General features: G+C 64.1%; 19 protein-coding genes. 2 read left to right on the top strand and 17 right to left on the bottom strand.

Going from position 1 to position 19,740, the window contains the following annotated elements; all coding sequences use genetic code 11:
• Positions 1–155: 155 nt before the first annotated feature.
• The 6 genes from HPF_RS23630 to HPF_RS07570 form a co-directional block, all read right to left on the bottom strand.
• Positions 156–296, bottom strand: coding sequence for a hypothetical protein (locus HPF_RS23630; protein WP_164868443.1), 141 nt, complete (start codon positions 294–296; stop codon positions 156–158).
• Between the two features lie 62 nt (positions 297–358).
• Positions 359–1,351: a dipeptide ABC transporter ATP-binding protein gene (locus tag HPF_RS07590; RefSeq protein ID WP_207959325.1), complete on the bottom strand. Its 993-nt coding sequence runs from the start codon at positions 1,349–1,351 to the stop codon at positions 359–361.
• Positions 1,351–2,325 carry an ABC transporter ATP-binding protein gene (locus HPF_RS07585; RefSeq protein WP_133156214.1) on the bottom strand — a complete coding sequence of 325 codons (975 nt, stop codon included), beginning with the start codon at positions 2,323–2,325 and terminating at the stop codon, positions 1,351–1,353. Before HPF_RS07585 ends, HPF_RS07590 begins: the two co-directional genes overlap by 1 nt.
• Before the next feature lie 19 nt (positions 2,326–2,344).
• Positions 2,345–3,202, bottom strand: coding sequence for an ABC transporter permease subunit (locus tag HPF_RS07580; protein WP_066150124.1), 858 nt, complete (start codon positions 3,200–3,202; stop codon positions 2,345–2,347).
• Positions 3,199–4,227 (bottom strand): ABC transporter permease subunit, encoded by a 1,029-nt coding sequence (locus tag HPF_RS07575; protein ID WP_133156213.1) that lies wholly within the window; start codon positions 4,225–4,227, stop codon positions 3,199–3,201. Before HPF_RS07575 ends, HPF_RS07580 begins: the two co-directional genes overlap by 4 nt.
• An 84-nt stretch (positions 4,228–4,311) precedes the next feature.
• Positions 4,312–5,904, bottom strand: coding sequence for an ABC transporter substrate-binding protein (locus HPF_RS07570; protein ID WP_066150119.1), 1,593 nt, complete (start codon positions 5,902–5,904; stop codon positions 4,312–4,314).
• A 205-nt stretch (positions 5,905–6,109) separates the two neighbouring features.
• Between HPF_RS07570 and HPF_RS07565 the strand changes: the two genes are divergently transcribed.
• Positions 6,110–7,087 (top strand): dipeptidase, encoded by a 978-nt coding sequence (locus tag HPF_RS07565; RefSeq protein WP_133156212.1) that lies wholly within the window; start codon positions 6,110–6,112, stop codon positions 7,085–7,087.
• 133 nt (positions 7,088–7,220) lie between these two features.
• Positions 7,221–8,549, top strand: a complete 1,329-nt coding sequence (locus HPF_RS07560; RefSeq protein WP_066150115.1) for a Glu/Leu/Phe/Val family dehydrogenase — start codon at positions 7,221–7,223, stop codon at positions 8,547–8,549.
• A gap of 40 nt (positions 8,550–8,589) precedes the next feature.
• Here HPF_RS07560 and HPF_RS07555 read toward each other — a convergent pair whose 3' ends face one another.
• Genes HPF_RS07555 through nuoG form a run of 11 tightly spaced genes read right to left on the bottom strand, consistent with a single transcriptional unit; the run spans position 8,590 to position 19,740 of the window.
• Positions 8,590–9,057, bottom strand: a complete 468-nt coding sequence (locus HPF_RS07555) for a DUF1178 family protein (RefSeq protein WP_133156211.1) — start codon at positions 9,055–9,057, stop codon at positions 8,590–8,592.
• Between the two features lie 7 nt (positions 9,058–9,064).
• Positions 9,065–9,661, bottom strand: a complete 597-nt coding sequence (locus HPF_RS07550; RefSeq protein WP_133156210.1) for an NUDIX domain-containing protein — start codon at positions 9,659–9,661, stop codon at positions 9,065–9,067.
• Positions 9,662–9,670: 9 nt separating this feature from the next.
• Positions 9,671–9,973 carry a DUF2818 family protein gene (locus HPF_RS07545; protein WP_133156209.1) on the bottom strand — a complete coding sequence of 101 codons (303 nt, stop codon included), beginning with the start codon at positions 9,971–9,973 and terminating at the stop codon, positions 9,671–9,673.
• A complete protein-coding gene (gene nuoN / locus HPF_RS07540; protein WP_133156208.1) occupies positions 9,970–11,478 on the bottom strand; it encodes an NADH-quinone oxidoreductase subunit NuoN in 1,509 nt (502 codons plus the stop codon). The genes HPF_RS07545 and nuoN overlap by 4 nt, the downstream gene beginning before the upstream one ends.
• A gap of 35 nt (positions 11,479–11,513) precedes the next feature.
• On the bottom strand, positions 11,514–12,989 hold the full coding sequence (locus tag HPF_RS07535) for an NADH-quinone oxidoreductase subunit M (protein WP_066150098.1): 1,476 nt from the start codon (positions 12,987–12,989) through the stop codon (positions 11,514–11,516).
• 13 nt (positions 12,990–13,002) lie between these two features.
• Positions 13,003–15,033: an NADH-quinone oxidoreductase subunit L gene (gene nuoL / locus HPF_RS07530; protein WP_133156207.1), complete on the bottom strand. Its 2,031-nt coding sequence runs from the start codon at positions 15,031–15,033 to the stop codon at positions 13,003–13,005.
• Between the two features lie 4 nt (positions 15,034–15,037).
• On the bottom strand, positions 15,038–15,355 hold the full coding sequence (gene nuoK / locus HPF_RS07525) for an NADH-quinone oxidoreductase subunit NuoK (protein WP_066150092.1): 318 nt from the start codon (positions 15,353–15,355) through the stop codon (positions 15,038–15,040).
• The gene (locus HPF_RS07520) at positions 15,352–15,990 is read right to left on the bottom strand and encodes an NADH-quinone oxidoreductase subunit J (protein WP_066150089.1); all 639 of its coding nucleotides are present in this window, start codon (positions 15,988–15,990) and stop codon (positions 15,352–15,354) included. The genes nuoK and HPF_RS07520 overlap by 4 nt, the downstream gene beginning before the upstream one ends.
• A gap of 19 nt (positions 15,991–16,009) precedes the next feature.
• Positions 16,010–16,519, bottom strand: coding sequence for an NADH-quinone oxidoreductase subunit NuoI (nuoI, locus tag HPF_RS07515; protein WP_066150086.1), 510 nt, complete (start codon positions 16,517–16,519; stop codon positions 16,010–16,012).
• Between the two features lie 15 nt (positions 16,520–16,534).
• Positions 16,535–17,617: an NADH-quinone oxidoreductase subunit NuoH gene (gene nuoH, locus HPF_RS07510; protein WP_066150083.1), complete on the bottom strand. Its 1,083-nt coding sequence runs from the start codon at positions 17,615–17,617 to the stop codon at positions 16,535–16,537.
• Positions 17,614–19,740, bottom strand: coding sequence for an NADH-quinone oxidoreductase subunit NuoG (gene nuoG, locus HPF_RS07505; protein WP_133156206.1), 2,127 nt, complete (start codon positions 19,738–19,740; stop codon positions 17,614–17,616). Before nuoG ends, nuoH begins: the two co-directional genes overlap by 4 nt.

Here is a 19,740-nt window from a genome sequence, read left to right as displayed (position 1 = left end):
TCGCCGTCGGAGGAACGGGTTCGCAACCGCTGCTGCGTCAACACCGGTACCGCTCGCACACTCTGTGGCAACGGCGAATGGGGCCTGCGCCCGGGGCTGCCGCCATCACCCTGAACCAACGCACGAGCGCACCACGGACAACGCAAGCTCAAACCTCACTCGGGGCAGGTGGTGCGGGTGGACGGGCGCAGTCCCCATTCGCGGTTGCCCACGCGCTGGATCACCACAGAGTCGTTGACGAAGTGCCGCAGGCACACCCGCGCAGACCCCCGCGAGGTGGGACGGAGAACGACCACCCGCACCACCTGCCCTTGCCAGCAAAGCCAGAGCGCCGAAGGAAAAACGTCAGAGCAAGAAGTCAGACGTGGTGACAAGCCACCAGCCGCCCTTCAACTTCGCGCAACAGCGGCAACTCGGAAGAACAACGCGCATCCGCCCGAGGACAGCGCTTGTGAAAAGCACAGCCAGAGGGCGGATTCAGCGGACTCGGCAGCTCGCCCGTGATCGGGATTTTCTTCTGCCGCTGCGCCGGATCGATCGAGGGCGTCGCCGACAGCAACGCCTGCGTGTACGGATGCAGCGCGCGTGAAAACAGCGCCTCCTTCGGCGCCGACTCCACCACCCGCCCCAGGTACATCACCATCACGTGGTCCGCGATGTGTTCCACCACCGCCAGGTTGTGCGAGATGAACACATAGGCCGTCTGCAGCTGTTCCTGCAGGTCCATGAACAGGTTCAGCACCTGCGCCTGGATCGACACGTCCAGCGCCGAGGTCGGCTCGTCCGCCACCAGGATCTTTGGCTGCAGCACCATCGCCCGCGCAATCGCGATGCGCTGGCGCTGACCGCCCGAGAACATGTGGGCGTAGCGGTCGGCGTGCTCCGGGCGCAGTCCCACGCGCTGCAGGATCTCCTGCACCTTCTGCTTTCGCTCGTCTGCAGACAGCGTGGTGTTCAGCAGCAGCGGCTCGGCGATCTGGTGACCGATTTTCTGGCGCGGGTTCAGCGAGGCATACGGGTTCTGGAACACCATCTGCACCTGGCTGCGCAGCCGCTTGTACTGCGTGCGGTCGCCCGGCACGACCCATTCGCCGCCGACCTGCAGGCGGCCCTCGGTCGGCTCCTCGATCAGCGTGAGCTGGCGCGCCAGCGTGCTCTTGCCGCAGCCCGATTCACCCACCACCGCCAGCGTCTGACCGGCGGCAAGCGAGAAGGACACATCGACCAGGGCCTTGACGGTCAGCTTCGGTTTGAACGCGCCCTGCGACACGCCGTAGTGGCGCGTCAGTGACTCGGCCTGCATCACGGGTGCAGCGGACGGACTCATCGGTGATTGGTTTGGATTGTTCATCACGCCACCTCCTCGGCCACGAGGGGGAAGAAGCAGCGCACCTGGGTGCCCTCATGGGCGAGCAGTCCGGGGCGTTCGATCTGGCAGCGTTCCTGCACCTTCGGGCAGCGCGGTGACAGCAGGCAGCCGGCCGGCCGGTCGTGCTGCCCGGGCACGATGCCCGGCAGCGTGTGCAGGCGACGCGCGCCGCGGCTGTGCTCGGGCACGCTCTGCAGCAACGCGGCGGTGTAGGGGTGCGAGGGCGCGGCAAACAGCCGGTCCACCGGGCCTTGCTCGACCACCTGGCCCGCGTACATCACGGCCACGCGCTGCGCCACTTCGGCCACCACCGCCAGGTCGTGCGTGATCAGGATCAGCGCCATGTGGTGCGCCTGCTGCAGCTGCACCAGCAGCTCCATGATCTGCGCCTGGATGGTCACGTCCAGCGCCGTCGTCGGCTCGTCGGCGATCAGCAGCTTGGGGTTGCAGGCGATCGCCATCGCGATCATCACGCGCTGCGCCATGCCGCCGGAGAACTGGTGCGGGTAGCTGTCCAGCCGGCTCTGCGCGCCCGGGATCTCGACCATCTGCAACAGCTCCAGCGCCCGCGCGCGCGCCGCCGCGCCGCGCAGGCCCATGTGCTCGCGCAGCACCTCTTCAAGTTGGTAGCCGACGGTGAAGCACGGGTTCAGCGAGGTCATGGGGTCCTGGAAGATCATGGCCATGTCCTTGCCCAGGATCTTGCGCCGCTGCCGGTCGCTGATGGTGAGCAGGTCCTGGCCGTCGAAGTGCAGGCGCTGCGCGTTCACGCGCCCCTGCCCCGCGAGCAGGCCCATCATCGCCATCATCGAGACCGACTTGCCCGAACCCGACTCGCCGACGATGCCCAGCACCTCGCCCTGGTTCAGCTGCAGGTCGAGGGAATCGACCGCGCGAAAACCGCGGCCCTTGGCGCCGAACTCGACGCTCAGTTGTTGGATGTCCAGAAGGCTCATGTTGGTATTCCTTGCCCGTTCATGAGGCCGACTTGAGTTTGGGGTCGAGCGCGTCGCGCAGACCATCGCCCACCAGGTTGATCGCCAGCACCGACAGCAGGATCGTCAGGCCCGGCAATGTCACCACCCACCAGGCGCTCTCGATGTAGTCGCGCGCCGAGGCGAGCATGGTGCCCCACTCGGGCAGCGGCGGCTGCACGCCCAGGCCGAGGAAGCCCAGCGCCGCGATTTCGAGGATCGCGGCCGAGAAGCTCATGGTGGCGTGCACGATCAGTGGCGCCGTGCAATTGGGCAGCACGGTCACGAACATCAGGCGCAGCGTGCGCGCGCCCGACAGCCGTGCGGCCGTGACGTAGTCGCGCTTGAGCTCGCTCATCGCCGAGGCGCGCACCAGGCGCACATAGGCTGGCAGCGACACCAGCGCGATCGCGATCATGGCGTTGACCAGACCCGGACCAAGGATGGCCATGATGGCCACCGCCATCAGCAGCGAGGGCAGTGCCATGACGATGTCCATCACGCGCATGATGGTCGAGTCGACCCACTTGCCGGCGAAGGCCGCCACCAGACCGAGGATCACCCCCGGCACCAGCGCCATCAGCACCGACACCAGACCCACCAGCAGCGACAGCCGCGCACCGTGGATCAGCCGCGAGAGCAGGTCGCGGCCGAGCTCGTCGGTGCCCAGCAGGAACTGCGAGCTGCCGCCGGCCCAGACGGGGGCCTGCAGGAAGTGGTCGCGGTACTGTTCGATCGGGCTGTGCGGTGCGACCAGCGGCGCGAACAGCGCCAGCAGCACCACCACGGCCATGAACAGCAGACCGGCCACGGCCCCTTTGTTGAGCGAGAAGGCTCGCCAGAATTCTCTGAAATTCATGAGGTCACCCGGATGCGAGGGTTGGCCACACCGTAGAGCAAGTCCACGGTGAAGTTGGTCAGGATCACCAGGGTGGCGACCAGCAGGATGCCGTTCTGCACCACGGGGTAGTCGCGCCGTCCGATCGCTTCGATCAGCCACTTGCCGATGCCCGGCCAGGAGAAGATGGTCTCTGTCAGCACCGCGCCGCCCATCAGCGTGCCGACCTGCAGGCCGACCACGGTGAGCACCGGAATCAGCGCGTTGCGCAGCGTGTGCACGAAAACCACCCGCGAGGGCGACAGACCCTTGGCACGCGCGGTGCGCACATAGTCCTCACGCAGCACCTCCAGCATGGACGAGCGCGTCATGCGCGCGATCACCGCCAGCGGGATGGTGCCCAGCACGACGGCCGGCAGGATCAGGTGACGCACCGCATCCCACCAGGCGCCGGCGTTGAGCTCGGGGTCGGCCTGCTCGGCCAGCCAGGCGTCGATGAGCATGAAGCCCGTCTGCGGCGGCACATCGAACATCAGGTCGAGCCGCCCGGACACCGGCGTCCAGCCCAGGCCGACCGAAAAGATCAGGATCAGCAGCAGGCCCCACCAGAAGATCGGCATCGAATAGCCGGTGAGCGCACCCGTCATCACCGTGTGGTCCAGCCAGGTGCCGCGCTTGACGGCCGCCAGCACGCCCGCAATCACGCCGAACACCAGCGCGATCAGCAGCGCGCACAGCGCCAGCTCCAGCGTGGCCGGGAACAGCGACTTGAACTCGGCCCAGACGCTGGCCTGCGTCTTGAGCGACTGGCCCAGGTTGCCTTGCGCCAGATCGGCCAGGTAACGGCCGTACTGCACGTACAGCGGCTGGTCCAGGCCGAGCTTCTTGAGCGCGGCGGCGTGCATTTCGGGGTCGAGCGTGCGCTCGCCCATCATGACCTCCACCGGATCACCCGGGATCAGCCGGATGAGCGAGAAGGTCAGCAGCGTGATGCCCAGAAAGGTGGGTATGAGCACCAGCAGTCTTTGGAGAAGGTATCTCAGCATGAGAGAACACTCCTTGTTGTTATGCAAATACAAAAAAAGCAGGCGTCAAACCTGACGCCTGCCATGTGAGCCAAAGCGAAGACTTTACTTCACGCCCACGCCTTCGAAGTTGTAGTCGCCGAAGGGGCTGATGACGAAGCCGGACACGTTCTTGCGCATTGGCTGGTTGACCGTCGAGTGGGCGATGGTCGTCCAGGGCAGGTCTTTCTTGAAGACTTCCTGCGCCTTCATGTACAGCTCGGTGCGTTCCTTCTGGTTGGTGCTGTTGCGGGCCTTGAGGGTGTAGCCATCAAATTCCTTGCTGCAGTAGCGCGCGTAGTTGGAACCACCCACGGCCTCGCAGGTCAGCAGCACGCCCAGGAAGTTGTCGGGCGAGGCGTAGTCCCCGGTCCAGCCGATCAGGCCGGTGTCGTGCTCGCCGTTCTTCATGCGCTTGAGGTACTCACCCCATTCGTACTGGGTGATCTTGGCCTTGATGCCCACCTTGGCCCAGTCGGCCTGGATCATTTCGGACATCAGCTTGGCGTTGGGGTTGTAGGGGCGCTGCACCGGCATGGCCCAGAGGGTGATCTCGGTGCCTTCGGCCACGCCGGCCTTCTTCAGCAGCTCCTTGGCCTTCTCGGGGTTGTAGGCGGCGTTCTTCAGGTTCTTGTTGTAGGACCACAGCGAAGCCGGGAACGGGTTGGCGGCTTCCTGGCCCTGGCCCTGGTAGACCGCGTCGATGATCGCCTTGCGGTTGATCGCCATGTCCAGCGCCTGGCGCACTTCCAGCTTGTTCATCGGGGCCTTCTCGGTGTTGTACGAGAGGTAGCCGATGTTGAAGCCCGGGGCGGTGTCGACCTTCAGGTTGGGGTCGGTCTTCATCGCGGCAATGTCCTGCGGCTTGGGGAAGGACATGATGTGGCACTCGCCGGCCTTGAGCTTCTGGAAGCGCACCGACGCGTCGGTGGTGATCGCGAAGATCAGGTTGTCCACCAGCACGTTCTTGGCGTTCCAGTAGTCCTTGTGCTTGGCGTAGCGGATCTGCGCGTCTTTCTCGTAGCGGCGCAGCACGAACGGGCCGGTGCCCACGGGCTGCTGGTTGATCATGCTGGCCTTGCCTTCGGCCAGCAGCTTGTCGGCGTACTCCTTGGACAGCACGGAGGCGAACGGCATGGCCAGTTTGACCAGCAGGTCGGGATCCGGCTTCTTGAGCTTCACGACCACGGTCAGCGGATCGGTCTTGGTGACCGACTCGGTGTTGCTCTCCAGACCCACGTCGGATGCGTAGGGGAACTGCGCCGGGTAGGCCTTGTTGAAGGCGTGCTCCTTGTTGACCATGCGCTCGATGGTGAAGATCACATCGTCGGCGGTCAGGTCACGACCGGGCTTGAAGTAGTCGGTGGTGTGGAACTTGACGCCCTTGCGCAACTTGAAGGTGTAGGTCAGGCCATCGGCGGAAATGGCCCAGGACTCGGCCAGGCTGGGTTCGACGTCGGTGCCGCCCTTCTTGAACTGGGTCAGGCGGTTGAAGAGCGCGTGACCGGCGGCATCGAAGGTGGTGCCGGCCGTGTATTGCGCGGTGTCGAAGCCTTCCGGGCTGCCTTCGGAACAGTAAATCAGCGTACCTGCGGCATGCGACGCAGCGGCAACAGCCGTCAGGCTCAGCGCCAGCGCCAGTTTCTTCACTTCAAACATAGGGTCTTCCTCAAGTTATGCGGGCGCAGCGAAGTGCTCGCCCGTCGGGTGAAAAATGATTATCAAGACAAATGCCTGTGCCGCTGTCACCTGCGTTGGTGCCACTGGTGTTGAACCACAGGTCCACTTGACCCGCATCAAGAACTGCAAAATCGGTGCCATCTCGCGCCGCCTCGCTGAAAGCGCCACAACCACCAAGGACCCCATGATTCGCTGGGAAGCCCACACCTGCCTGCCCCTGCACCCCGACGCCAGCTTTGCACCACTGGAGCACTACCGCACCGCGGGCGTGCACTACGTGAGCATCAATGTGGGCATGGACATGAACCCGCTGTCGCAGATCCTGCCGGTGATCGCGGCGTTTCGCGCCCGGCTGCTTGCAGCACCTGATCGATACCTCCTGCCGGACACGGTAGCCGACATCGAACGCGCGCGTCACGAGGGAAAACTCGCGGTCGGCTTCGACCTCGAAGGCGCACTGCCGCTGCTGGAACGGCCGGAAATGGTGGCGCTGTACCGCGACCTCGGCGTGCGCCAGATCCACTTCGCCTACAACCGCAACAACAGCGTGGCCGGCGGCTGCCACGACGCGCCGCAAGGCCTGACCGCGCTGGGGCGCCGGATGGTCGAGGCGATGAACGCGGCGGGCGTGATCATCGACTGCTCGCACACCGAGCGCCGCACCACGCTGGACATCATGGCCCACTCGGACCGGCCGGTCGTGTTCAGCCATGCCAATCCGCTGGCCCTGGTCGAACATGGTCGCAACATCACCGACGAACAGATCCGCGCCTGCGCCACCACCGGCGGCGTGGTGTGCATCTCCGGTGTCTCCAGTTTTCTCGGCGCCGAATCGCCCGCCGCGAGCGACATCGTGCGCCACCTGCTGCACGTCGCCGAGCTCGTCGGGACCCGGCACGTCGGCCTGGGACTGGACATCGGCTTCGGAGAACCCGGCCTCGACGACGACCCGCCCCCGCCCTTTGATCCGGAGTACTGGTGGCCCGCTGGCGCGGGCTACGGCCGCGGCATCCGGCAGATGCGGTACGCACCGGTCGACACCTGGAAGCAGCTGCCCGAGGCCCTGCGCGCGGCGGGCATGGACGACAACGACATCGACGGCATCCTCGGTGGAAACATGGCACGGGTGGCCCGGCAGGTCTGGGAACGACCACCCGCCTGACACCCAGGGTTATGCAGCAGGCGCATAACGGAATGGCAACTCGGCCTTGGACAGTGGTGGCACCCGGTCCTTACAGTCCCGGCCATCGGCTCCACCGTGGAACGATGAGACAACCCACAAGGACACCTCGCAAATGTCACAAGCACCGCACCCGGCCGGCGCCGCGGCCAACAGCCCGGCAGCCTTCACCAACGCCCTGCCGTCCTATCTGGACCCCAACAACCTCGGCCCCTGGGGCATCTATCTGCAACAGGTTGACCGCGTCGCGCCCTACCTGGGCAGCCTCGCCCGCTGGGTCGACACCCTCAAGCGCCCCAAGCGCACCCTGATCGTCGACGTGCCAATCCACCTCGACGATGGCACCGTGGCCCACTTCGAGGGCTACCGCGTGCAGCACAACACCAGCCGCGGCCCCGGCAAGGGCGGCGTGCGCTTCCACCAGAACGTGACCCTGTCCGAGGTGATGGCGCTGTCGGCCTGGATGTCCATCAAGAACGCGGCGGTCAACGTGCCCTACGGCGGCGCCAAGGGCGGCATCCGCGTCGACCCACGCCAACTGTCGATCGGTGAACTTGAGCGCGTGACGCGTCGCTACACCAGTGAGATCGGCATCATCATCGGCCCGACCAAGGACATCCCCGCCCCCGACGTCAACACCAACGAACAGGTGATGGCCTGGATGATGGACACCTACTCGATGAACGAAGGCGCCACGGCCACCGGCGTCGTCACCGGCAAACCGGTCGACCTCGGCGGTTCGCTGGGCCGCCGCGAAGCCACCGGCCGCGGTGTGTTCACGGTGGGCGTCGAAGCCGCCAAGCACACCGGCATGGACATTTCCAAGGCCCGCGTGGCGGTGCAGGGCTTCGGCAATGTCGGCGGCGTCGCAGGCAAGCTGTTTGCGGAAGCCGGCGCCAAGGTGGTGGCGGTGCAAGACCACGGCGGCACCGTCTACCGCGAGTCCGGCCTGGACGTGCCCGCCCTGCTCGCCCACGTGGCCCGCGTGGGCTCGGTCGCCGGGTTCAGCGGTGGCGAAGTGATCGACAACGACGCCTTCTGGGGCGTGCCTTGCGACATCCTGATCCCGGCTGCGCTGGAACAGCAGATCACCGAAGCCAACGCCGGCCGCATCCAGGCCAAGATGATCATCGAAGGCGCCAACGGTCCGACCACGCCCCAGGCCGACGACATCCTGCACGACCGCGGCATCCTGGTGTTGCCCGACGTGATCGCCAACGCTGGCGGCGTGACGGTGAGCTACTTCGAGTGGGTGCAGGACTTCTCCAGCTTCTTCTGGAGCGAGGACGAGATCAACGAGCGCCTGGTGCGCATCATGAAAGGCGCGTTTGCTGCCGTCTGGCAGGTGGCCGAGGAGAACAAGGTCAGCCTGCGCACTGCGACATTCATCGTGGCCTGCAAGCGCATCCTGCACGCACGCGACCTGCGCGGTTTGTATCCCTGATGGGCCGAGCATGAAGAAGCCCCGCATCGCGGGGCTTTTTTCATTGCAGTGTTTCTTTCAGGGCCGGCAAGGCCGGCAGGGGCATCACGTCGATACCCTCCTCGATCAGTTCCATCGCCACCTCGGGTGTGGTGCGGCCGCGGATGTTGCGCTGTGCCAGCTCGCCGTGGTGCATGGCCCGCGCCTGGTCGGCAAAGCGTTCGCCCACGTCTTCGGTCTGGCTCATCAGCTCGCGCACGGCGCGCAACAGGCGCCCCTGCAGTTCGGACCCCGGCGCAGTCCGGCCCAACTCCACCAGGCCCTCGTCGATGCCGGCACGCGCCACCGGTTCCTCGCTTGTGCGACCCAGGTTCAACCGCGGCGCCGACAGCATCTTGCGCACCTGCGCGTCGCCACACAGCGGGCAGCTCAGCCGGCCACGCTCCAGTTGCTGATGGAAATCGTCTTCCGACGCGAACCAGCCCTCGAAGTCGTGCTGGTGCGAACACTGCAGGTTGAGAACCTTCATGACTGAATTATCGTGCGACGTCGGCGGGCATGGCGCCGGACCAGTCCAGTGACCACACGCCCGACAGCACGTTCTGCAACCAGAGGGCACCGACCAGGGTCTTGCAGTCAATGATGCTGCCGTCGCGACACCAGCCATTCACTTCGTCGGGCGTGGCGTTGAACACGTCCAGGAATTCGCCCTCATCCAGCCGGCGTTCGCCCTGCGACAGCCCCCGGGCGAACCAGATGTCGATGATTTCGTCGGAGTAGGCGATGGTCGGTGCCAGCCTGCCCGCAAACGCCCATTCCGTGGCCCTGTATCCCGTCTCTTCTGCCAGCTCGCGCCGGGCGCAGGCCAGGCTGCCCTCACCGGCATCGAGCTTGCCCGCCGGAAACTCCACGATGACGCTGCGCATGGGATGCCGGAACTGGCGCTCCATGACCACACGACCGTCGTCCAGCAGACCGATCACCATCACCGCCCCCGGGTGCAGCACATATTCACGTGTCGCCTCTTGCCCAGAAGGCAGGCGTACGGTGTCCCGCACGACATGAAGGAAGTGACCCTTGAGCAACTCGGTGCGGGCGACGGGCTCTTCACGCAGGTGGGCATCCTGGCTCATGGCGCGTCTTCAACCGTGGCGCTTGTACAGGTAGCGGTAGACAAAGCCCGGGAAGGCGAGCGTGAGGAACAAGGCGCCAGTGGTGGCGTAGAACTCCCAGCCCTGGGGGTAGATCTGGCCGTCGGCCTTTTCAAGCGCCAAGCCGAGCGCCCCCACAAGGCCATAGCAGATCACCAGCTCCAGCAGGTGAATGCCCAGGGACTTGGGAGTCGAACGCGGCACCAGCCCCAGCCAGCGCTGGTTGATAAACGGCAGGTTGGCGGCCAGTACGGCCGCCAGCAGCACCAGCCAGACAGAAACCGACGCGCTCACGCGAGAAGTGAGGCGATGGCCTGCGCGCACAGGGCCATCAGCCCACCCGGGACCACGCCAAGCACCAAAACCAGCGCACCGTTGACCGACAGCACCGAGCGCACGTCCATGCCAGCAGTGATGCCAGCGGTCTGCGTGGGCGCATCGAAGTACATGACCTTGACCAGGCGCAGGTAGTAGAAGGCGCCGATGAGCGACATCACGACGGCGAACACCGCCAGACCGATGTAGACCGGCTGCGACGAGGCCAGCAGGGCCTGCAGCACCGACAGCTTGGCGTAGAAGCCCACCAGCGGCGGCACACCGGCCAGAGAGAACATGCACACGGCCATCACACCCGCATAGAGCGGGCTGCGCTGGTTCAGGCCGGCCAGATCGGCGATCTCATCGGACTCGAAGCCGTCGCGAGAAAGCAGCAGGATGACGCCGAAGGTGCCCAGGGTGGTCAGCACGTAGGTGATGACATAGAACATCGTGGCGCTGTAGGCGTTGACCATGTTGCCCGTGTCCAGTCCCTTCTCGCCATGCACCACACCGGCCAACAGACCCAGCAGCATGAAGCCCATCTGGGCGATCGTGGAGAACGCCAGCATGCGCTTGAGGTTGGTCTGGGCGATGGCGGCCAGGTTGCCGATCAGCAGGGAAGCCACGGCGAGCACCGCCAGCATCTGCTGCCAGTCCACCGCCAGCGGTGCCAAGCCTTCGACCAGCAGGCGGATCACGATGGCAAAGGCGGCCAGCTTCGGCGCACCACCCACCATCAGCGTGATCGCGGTGGGAGCGCCGTGGTACACGTCCGGCACCCACATGTGGAAGGGCACCACCCCCAGCTTGAACGCCAGACCTGCGACCACGAACACCAGGCCCAGCATCAGCACCTGCGACGAACCCTTGAGGGTTTCAGGGCCGCCGGCTATGGCTTTCATCACGTCGGCCACGTCCAGCGAGGCGGTGGCGCCGTAGACCAGCGACAAGCCATACAGCAGGAAACCGCTGGCCAGCGCACCCAGCACGAAGTACTTCATGGCCGCTTCGATGGCCTTGCCATCGTCTCGGCGCAGGGCCACCAGGGCATAGCTCGACAGGGTCAACAGCTCCAGGCCCAGATAGATCACCAGGAAGTTGTGGCCGGAGATCATCACGAACATGCCCAGCAGCGCGTACAGCGACAGCGTGAACAGGTCGCCCGCACGCAGCATGTCGCGGCTGGAGGCGTAGTCGCGGCCATAGACCAGCGTCACGAACATGGCGATGGCGGCAAAACACTTGAGCCACAGGCCCATCGGATCGCTCACGATCATGCCGCCGAAACCGCTGATCGAGTGGCCGGCCAAGGCATTCTTGCCCTGCAGGAAGGCCACACAGGCCAGCGTGAGCAGGGTGAGCAGATAGGTGGGGCGACGGGCCGGCGACTTGACGGTCAGGTCGACCAGCGAAATCACGCAGGTCATCACCAGCAAGAAAATCTCGGGGTAGACCGCCACCAAGCTGAGTTGATCAATCATGTGAAGACTCGTTCGTGTGTTTGCTCAGGCAGCGTTCAGGGCAGCTTGGAGATGGCGACATGGCGCAGCAGCTCGGCCACGGACGCATCCATCACGTCGGTGAACGGCTTCGGATGCACGCCCATGTACAGCACAGCGATGGCCAGCAGCGCCATGATCAGGAACTCGCGGCGACCGATGTCGGTGAGTTCCTTGACATGGTGGTTGCCCACCGAACCCAGGTACACGCGCTTGTACATCCAGAGCGAGTAGGCTGCGCCGAAGATCAAGGCCGATGCCGCGGCGGCACCGATCCAGAAGTTGGCCTTCACCGCCGCCAGAATCACCATCCACTCGCCCACGAAGCCCGCGGTGCCCGGAAGACCGCAATTGGCCATGGTGAACAACAGCGCGAACGCGGCGAAGTTGGGCATGGTGTTGACCACACCGCCGTAGTCGGCGATGTTGCGCGAGTGCACGCGGTCGTACAGCACACCGATCGACAGGAACATGGCGGCCGAGACGAAGCCGTGGGCAATCATCTGAACGATGGCGCCGGACACGCCCATGTCGCTGAAGACGAAGAAGCCCAGCGTCACGAAGCCCATGTGGGCCACCGACGAGTAGGCCACCAGCTTCTTCATGTCCTTCTGCACCATGGCCACCAGGCCAACGTAAATCACGGCCACCAGCGACAGGGTGATGATCAGCCAGGCCCACTGGTGGGAGGCATCGGGCAGGATGGGCAGGGAAAAACGCAGGAAGCCATAGGCACCCAGCTTGAGCATGATGGCCGCCAGCACGGCCGAGCCACCGGTGGGCGCCTCGACGTGCACGTCGGGCAGCCAGGTGTGCACCGGCCACATCGGCACCTTTACCGCGAAGGCGGCAAAGAAGGCGAAGAACAGGAGGGTCTGGGCGGTGCTGCCCAGCGGCAGCTTGTGCCAGGCCGCGAGGTCGAAACTGCCACCCGACTGGTTGTACAGGTAGATCAGGGCCACCAGCATCAGCAGCGAACCCATCAGTGTGTACAGGAAGAACTTAAAGGCGGCGTAGATCTTGTTGGGACCGCCCCAGATGCCGATGATCAGGTACATCGGGATGAGTGTGGCCTCGAAGAACACATAGAACAGCATGCCGTCCAGCGCTGAGAACACGCCGATCATCAGACCTGAGAGGATCAGGAACGCGCCCATGTACTGGTTCACGCGCTCGGTGATCACCTCCCAGCCGGCCAACACCACGATCACCGTGATGAACGCGGTCAGCAACACCAGCCAAAGGGAGATGCCGTCCACGCCCAGGTGGTAGTGGATGTTGAAGCGCTCAATCCAGGGCATCTTCTCCACGAACTGCATCGCAGCCGTACCCAGCTCGAAGCCGGTGTAGAGAGGAATCGTCACCGCCAGCGAGACCAGCGCCCCCAGCAGCGCGATCCAGCGGACCACATTGGCCTGGTCATCCCGACCCAGTGCCAGCAACACGACACCAAAAAGGATTGGTGCCCAGATCGCGAGGCTCAGCAAACCCATCTTCTTGTTCTCCTTATTTGGCGAGCCACACGAAATACGTCATGAACAGAAACACGCCCACGATCATCAACAGCGCATAGTGGTAGAGGTAACCGCTCTGAAAGCCACGGACCACCGACGAGAAGCCGCCCACAATCTTCCAACTGGCGTTGACCACACCGGTCTCGATCACACCCTGGTCGCCGCCCTTCCAGAGACCCGTGCCCAGTGCACGCGCACCACGGGCCAGCACGTTTTCGTTGAACCAGTCCATGTAGTACTTGTTCTCCAGAATGGTGATGATCGGTTTGAGCGCACGACCGATGGCGGCAGGAACCGCGGGGTTGACCAGGTACATGTACCAAGCCGTCACGGCTCCTGCGAGCGCCAGCCAGAACGGTGCGGTGGAGAAGGCGTGCAGGGCCATGGCCAGAGGTCCGTGGAACTCTTCGGCGAACTTCGCCACCGCCGGGTGAGCGGCCGAGTTGATCGTGATGGCGTCCTTGAGGAAGTCACCAAACAGCATCGGCTGGATGGTCATGAAACCGATCACCACAGAAGGAATGGCCAGCAGCAACAAAGGCACGGTCACCACCCATGGGGTTTCGTGCGGCTTGCCATCACCGTGGTGACCATGGTCGTCGTGGTGGTCGTCGTGCCCATGGTGGGCGTCCGGATTCTGGTCGTAGCGCTCCTTGCCGTGGAACACCAGGAAGTACAGACGGAACGAGTAGAACGAGGTCACGAACACACCTGCCAGCACGGCAAAGTGTGCGAAACCAGCGGCCGGCAGGTTACTGAAATGCACCGCCTCGATGATCGCGTCCTTGGAGTAGAAACCGGCGAACAGCGGTGTGCCGATCAGGGCCAGGGTCCCCAGCAGCGAGGTGATCCAGGTGATGGGCATGTACTTGCGCACGCCGCCCATCCAGCGAATGTCCTGGTTGTGGTGCAGCCCCATGATCACCGAACCGGCCGCAAGGAACAGCAGGGCCTTGAAGAAGGCGTGGGTCATCAGGTGGAACACGGCCACCGAGTAAGCCGAGGCACCGAGCGCCACGGTCATGTAACCCAACTGCGAGAGTGTGGAATACGCCACGACACGCTTGATGTCGTTCTGGATGATGCCCAGGAAACCCATGAACAGCGCCGTGATGGCGCCGATCACCATGATGAAGTTCAGCGCGGTGTCCGACAGCTCGAACAGGGGCGACATGCGCGAGACCATGAAGATGCCAGCCGTCACCATGGTGGCGGCGTGGATCAGCGCGGAAATAGGCGTCGGACCCTCCATCGAATCCGGCAGCCAGACGTGCAGCGGGAACTGGGCCGACTTGCCCATGGCACCGATGAACAGGCAGATGCAGATGACGGTGACTAGCATCCAGTCGGTGCCGGGGAAGCCCAGCTTGGCCAGTTCGGGCGCCTTGGCGAACACCTCGCTGTAGTTCAGCGAGCCGCCGTAGGCCACGATCAGGCCGATGCCCAGGATGAAGCCGAAGTCGCCGACGCGGTTGACCAGGAAAGCCTTCATGTTGGCGAAGATGGCCGTCGGCTTGTTGAACCAGAAGCCAATCAGCAGGTACGACACCAGACCCACCGCTTCCCAGCCAAAAAATAGCTGCAGCAGGTTGTTGCTCATCACCAGCATCAGCATGGAGAAGGTGAAGAGCGAGATGTAGGCGAAGAAGCGGTTGTAGCCAGCATCCTCTTCCATGTAGCCGATGGTGTAGAGATGGACCATCAGCGAGACGAAGGTCACCACACACATCATCATGGCGGTCAGGCCGTCGACGAGAAAACCGATCTCCATCTTGAGGCCACCGACCACCATCCATTCGTAGATGGTTGCGTTGAAGCGGGCGCCGTCCAGCGCCACGCTCTTGAGTGTCATGGCCGAAATGATGAATGCCACCAGCACACCCAGAATCGTCAGAGAGTGCGAGGCGCGGCGGCCGATCAGGTTGCCGCCAAACGTGGTGCCCAGAATGCCAGCGAGGGCCGAGCCGACCAGCGGCGCCAGTGGCACGGCCAGTAGGGTCGTTGCGGAAAGGGTGGTGCTCATGTTCTTAACCCTTGAGGGTGTTGAGTTCTTCGGCGCTGACGGTGGACTTGCTGCGGAACAACAGCACCAGAATGGCCAGGCCAATGGCCGACTCGGCGGCGGCCACCGTCAGGATGAAGAACACAAACACCTGCCCGTGGAGATCTCCAAGGTAGTGGGAGAAGGCTACAAAGTTCATGTTGACCGCCAGCAACATCAGCTCAATGGCCATCAACAACACGATGATGTTCTTGCGGTTCAGGAAGATGCCGATGACGGACAACGCGAACAGGATCGCACCCACCGAAAGAAAGTGACCGAGTGACAGACTGGTGAAGCTCATGCTTTGCCCTCCTCCGCGGCAACTGCGCTGGCGGCAGCATGTGTTTTGGTTGCGGCCATTGGCACGACCACCAGACGGTCTGAAGCCCGCACGCGAACCTGCAGTCCCGGATCAATGGCCTTGCTGTCCTTGCGCTTGCGCAGCGTGAGCGCGATGGCCGCGAACATGGCCACCAGCAGTATCACTGCGGCAATCTCGACCGGGTACAGGTACTCGGTGTACATCAGTGTGCCAAGGGCCTTCGTGTTCGACACCTCGGCGGCCTGTACCGCCACCGGTGCCACCATGTTCGGAAAACCGACCCACAGCACGGCAATCAGCTCGGCGGCCACCAGTGCCCCCAGCGTGGCGGCCAAGGGGAAGTTCTGCCAGAAGCCCCAACGGTCTCCGTCGAGCTTGATGTCCAGCATCATGACGACGAACAGGAACAGCACCATGACCGCGCCCAGGTACACGAGCACCAGTGTCAGCCCGAGGAACTCGGCCTTGAGCAGCAGCCACAGGCCAGAGGCCTGGGAGAACGCCAGCATCAGGAACAGCACGGCGTGCACTGGGTTGCGCGCCGTGATGACACGGTAGGCGGCGAAGAGCATCACCGCCGCGAACAAATAGAAAAAGCCGGTCTGGTAGTCCATGGTCTTGTCTTTCGCCGGCTCAGCGGTACTTGGCGTCCGCGGCCTTGGCTGCGGCGATCTCGGGCTCGTAGCGGTCTCCGACAGCCAGCAGCATTTCTTTGGTGAAGTACAGGTCACCGCGTTTTTCGCCGTGGTACTCAAGAATCTGGGTCTCGACGATGGCATCGACCGGACAGGCCTCTTCGCAGAAACCGCAGAAAATGCACTTGGTCAGATCAATGTCGTACCGGGTGGTGCGGCGGGTCCCGTCTTCGCGTTCACCCGCTTCGATGGTGATGGCCATGGCGGGGCAGACGGCCTCGCACAGCTTGCAGGCGATGCAGCGCTCTTCGCCGTTCTCGTAACGGCGCTGGGCATGGAGACCGCGGAAACGAGGAGACAGCGGAGTTTTCTCTTCGGGGAACTGGACCGTGACCTTGCGACGCAGGGCGTAGCGGCCCGTCAGGGCCATGCCCTTGAAGAGCTCCAGCAACATGAAGCTCTTGAAAAAGTCGCTCAGCGAAAAGGGGGCAACGGCGGAGGTGGACATGATCGATCGCCTTGCTTATTTCCAGAGATTCCACGAGGTCTGCATCAGGCCGCCGACGAGCAGCAGCCAGACCAGCGTGACGGGAATGAAAATCTTCCAGCCCAGACGCATGATCTGGTCGTAGCGGAAACGGGGGAAAGTGGCGCGGATCCAGATGAACAGGGACACCACGAAGAAGGTCTTGGCACCCAGCCAGATCCAGCCTGGAATCCAGTTGAACAGGGCGCTGTCGATCGGGGGCAGCCAGCCGCCGAGGAACATCAGCACCGCCAGGATGGACACCAGCCACATGCTGGCGTACTCGGCCAGGAAGAAGATCGCAAAGCCCATGCCTGAGTACTCGACCATGTGGCCGGCCACGATTTCTGCTTCGCCCTCGACCACGTCAAACGGGTGCCGGTTGGTTTCGGCCACGCCCGAAATCAGGTAGACCATAAAAATGGGCAGCAGCGGGAGCCAGTTCCAAGACAGGAAGTCCAGCCCCATGTTCACACCGTGGCCCTTGGCCTGCGACGCAACGATGTCGCCCAGGCTCAAGCTGCCCGCGGTCATCACGACCACCAGGAAGCAGAAGCCGATGGCGATTTCATAGCTCACCATCTGGGCAGAGGCGCGCAGCGCGCCCAGGAAGGCGTACTTGGAGTTCGAGGCCCAGCCGGCAATGATCACGCCGTACACCTCGATCGAGGTGATGGCCAGGATGACCAGCAGGCCGGCGTTGATGTTGGCGATCACTGCCTCGGGACCGAACGGCACCACCACCCACGCGGCGAGCGCCGGCATGATGGCCATGAGGGGACCCAGGCGAAACAGCCCGTTGCTGGCGGCGGTGGGGCTGATCAACTCCTTGGTGAGCAGCTTGACCGCATCGGCGATCGGCTGAAGCAGCCCGGCAGGGCCGACGCGGTTCGGGCCAAAGCGAACCTGCATGAAACCCAGCAGCTTGCGCTCCCACAGGGTCAGGTAAGCCACGGCCCCCATCAGCGGGGCGACGACAGCAACGATCTTGAGCAGGCTCCAGATGACCGGCCAGGCCGCCGTGGTCCACCAGGAGGCGTTGATGAGGCCAAGGCCTCCGTTGTACATCGCGTCGATCATGCGCGGGCTCCTCGGGCGTCGCTCGTGAGTTGCAGCGAGGTGGCGCGGCGCACCAGCCCGTCGAGCTGGTAGATCGGCGCCACACAGGGAGCGGTATGGGCCGGCGAATGGTCGGCAGCAGCAGGTCCCACACCGGCATCGCTATTGCTGAGACGAGAGGCCGCCATCAGCGATCCACCCGCCACACCTGGCAGGGCAGCGGCCAGCACCGCTTGCGAGGTGTCGGCATCGAACCCGGGCAAACCCATGAGATTGCCCAGCACACGCAGCACCTTCCATGCCGGGCGCGTGTCGCCCAGCGGACGCACCACCGCATGGAAACTCTGCAACCGGCCTTCGGCGTTGACGAAGGACCCGGAGGTCTCCGTGAAAGGCGCAATGGGTAGCAACACGTCGCTGATGTCCATATTGGCTTTGAAAGGGCTGAGCGTGACCACCATGTCGGCGGACTTCAGTCCTTCGGCACCCTTGGCGCTGTCAAAGGCCGGCTCCGTGTTCAGGAGAATGGCGGCCTTCAGCTGGCCACCGAGCATCTGCGTGGCGTTGAGGCCACCCTGCCCTGGCACGGCGCGCACCAGCTGCGCACCGACGGTGTTGGCAGCTTCGGTGAGGTAGCCCACCGAGGCGCCCGTTTGCTGAGCAATCCAGTTGGCGAGTGCCAGCAGGCTGGAGGCCTTTTCGTGGTGGGCAGCGGCGTTGCCCAGAAGGACGGCCTTCTGGTCGCCCCCCAGCAGGGACTTAGCCACCGCGCGGGCCTCGTCGGTGATGCTGCCCGCGACCGGCGGCTGCACGCCGGCTTCCGCAGCAACAGCGGCGGCGACTCCGGCCAGAGCACTGACCCAGACACTGCTGTCGGCGAGCAACACGTTCTTCAGCGACATCGCCCAGTCAGGGGCCTGTGCCGCCAGCACATTGACCTGACATCCCTTGCGGGCCGCCTGGCGGATGCGCTGGGCAAACAGCGGATGGTCCTTGCGCAGGTTGGAGCCCACGACCAGCACGCGCTGCAACTGCGACAACTCAGCAATCGGACGCCCGAGCCAGCGGGCCTGACCGGCCGGCGCAGCGTTGCCGAAATCGGCATGGCGCAGACGGCTGTCGATGTTTTCGCTGCCCAGGCCACGCACCAGGGCACCGGCCAGAGACAGTTCTTCAACCGTGCTGTGCGGACTGGCCAGCAGACCGATCGCTGCAGCGCCATGCTTGTCCTTGACGCACTTGAGACCGTTGGCCACATACTCCAGCGCGGTTTGCCAGTCCACGGTCTGCCATTCGCCACCTTGCTTGAGCATGGGCTGGGTCAGGCGGTCTTCACCATTGAGGGCCTCGTACGAGAAGCGGTCGCGATCGGCGATCCAGCATTCGTTGACGGCGTCGTTCTCCAGCGGGACCACGCGCATCACCTGGTGGTTCTTCACCTGAACGATCAGGTTGGCACCCGTCGAGTCGTGCGGGCTCACGCTCTTGCGCCGCGAGAGCTCCCAGGTGCGTGCGCTGTAGCGGAAGGGCTTGCTGGTGAGCGCACCAACCGGGCAGATGTCGATCATGTTGCCCGAGAGTTCGGAATCCACCGACTGGCCAACAAACGTCTCGATCTCGGCGTGCTCTCCGCGGTTGGACATGCCCAGCTCCATCACGCCGGCAATCTCCTGGCCGAAACGCACGCAGCGGGTGCAGTGGATGCAGCGGCTCATCTCCTCCATGGAGATCAGCGGACCGACGTTCTTGTGGAACACCACGCGCTTCTCTTCTTCGTAGCGCGAGGCACCACCACCGTAGCCCACGGCCAGGTCCTGCAACTGGCACTCGCCGCCCTGATCGCAGATCGGGCAATCCAGCGGGTGGTTGATCAGCAGGAACTCCATCACCGACTTCTGGGCCTTGATGGCCTTGTCGGACTTGGTGCGCACGATCATGCCCATGGTCACCGGCGTGGCGCAGGCGGGCATGGGTTTGGGAGCCTTCTCCACTTCTACCAGACACATGCGGCAACTGGCGGCGATGGAGAGCTTCTTGTGGTAGCAGAAGTGCGGGATGTAGGTGCCTGCCTTCTCGGCCGCATGCATGACCATGCTGCCCGGGGGCACTTCGACCTTCTGGCCGTCGAGTTCGATTTCAACCAT

It is taken from the genome of Hydrogenophaga pseudoflava (assembly GCF_004353865.1).
GTDB classification, from domain to species: Bacteria; Pseudomonadota; Gammaproteobacteria; order Burkholderiales; family Burkholderiaceae_C; genus Hydrogenophaga; species Hydrogenophaga pseudoflava.
This window is presented reverse-complemented; position numbering and strand designations above follow the sequence as displayed.

Excerpts from the sequence above, each read along its gene's own strand:
- HPF_RS07555 (WP_133156211.1), bottom strand. The coding sequence starts at position 9,057 with ATGAAGGTTCTCAACCTGCAGTGTTCGCACCAGCACGACTTCGAGGGC.
- HPF_RS07520 (WP_066150089.1), bottom strand. The coding sequence starts at position 15,990 with ATGGACTACCAGACCGGCTTTTTCTATTTGTTCGCGGCGGTGATGCTC.
- nuoG (WP_133156206.1), bottom strand. The coding sequence starts at position 19,740 with ATGGTTGAAATCGAACTCGACGGCCAGAAGGTCGAAGTGCCCCCGGGC.
- HPF_RS07570 (WP_066150119.1), bottom strand. The coding sequence starts at position 5,904 with ATGTTTGAAGTGAAGAAACTGGCGCTGGCGCTGAGCCTGACGGCTGTT.
- HPF_RS07590 (WP_207959325.1), bottom strand. The coding sequence starts at position 1,351 with ATGAACAATCCAAACCAATCACCGATGAGTCCGTCCGCTGCACCCGTG.
- nuoL (WP_133156207.1), bottom strand. The coding sequence starts at position 15,033 with ATGAGCACCACCCTTTCCGCAACGACCCTACTGGCCGTGCCACTGGCG.
- HPF_RS07580 (WP_066150124.1), bottom strand. The coding sequence starts at position 3,202 with ATGAATTTCAGAGAATTCTGGCGAGCCTTCTCGCTCAACAAAGGGGCC.
- HPF_RS07575 (WP_133156213.1), bottom strand. The coding sequence starts at position 4,227 with ATGCTGAGATACCTTCTCCAAAGACTGCTGGTGCTCATACCCACCTTT.
- nuoN (WP_133156208.1), bottom strand. The coding sequence starts at position 11,478 with ATGATTGATCAACTCAGCTTGGTGGCGGTCTACCCCGAGATTTTCTTG.
- nuoI (WP_066150086.1), bottom strand. The coding sequence starts at position 16,519 with ATGTCCACCTCCGCCGTTGCCCCCTTTTCGCTGAGCGACTTTTTCAAG.
- HPF_RS07585 (WP_133156214.1), bottom strand. The coding sequence starts at position 2,325 with ATGAGCCTTCTGGACATCCAACAACTGAGCGTCGAGTTCGGCGCCAAG.
- HPF_RS07565 (WP_133156212.1), top strand. The coding sequence starts at position 6,110 with ATGATTCGCTGGGAAGCCCACACCTGCCTGCCCCTGCACCCCGACGCC.
- nuoK (WP_066150092.1), bottom strand. The coding sequence starts at position 15,355 with ATGAGCTTCACCAGTCTGTCACTCGGTCACTTTCTTTCGGTGGGTGCG.
- HPF_RS07560 (WP_066150115.1), top strand. The coding sequence starts at position 7,221 with ATGTCACAAGCACCGCACCCGGCCGGCGCCGCGGCCAACAGCCCGGCA.
- HPF_RS07550 (WP_133156210.1), bottom strand. The coding sequence starts at position 9,661 with ATGAGCCAGGATGCCCACCTGCGTGAAGAGCCCGTCGCCCGCACCGAG.
- nuoH (WP_066150083.1), bottom strand. The coding sequence starts at position 17,617 with ATGATCGACGCGATGTACAACGGAGGCCTTGGCCTCATCAACGCCTCC.
- HPF_RS07535 (WP_066150098.1), bottom strand. The coding sequence starts at position 12,989 with ATGGGTTTGCTGAGCCTCGCGATCTGGGCACCAATCCTTTTTGGTGTC.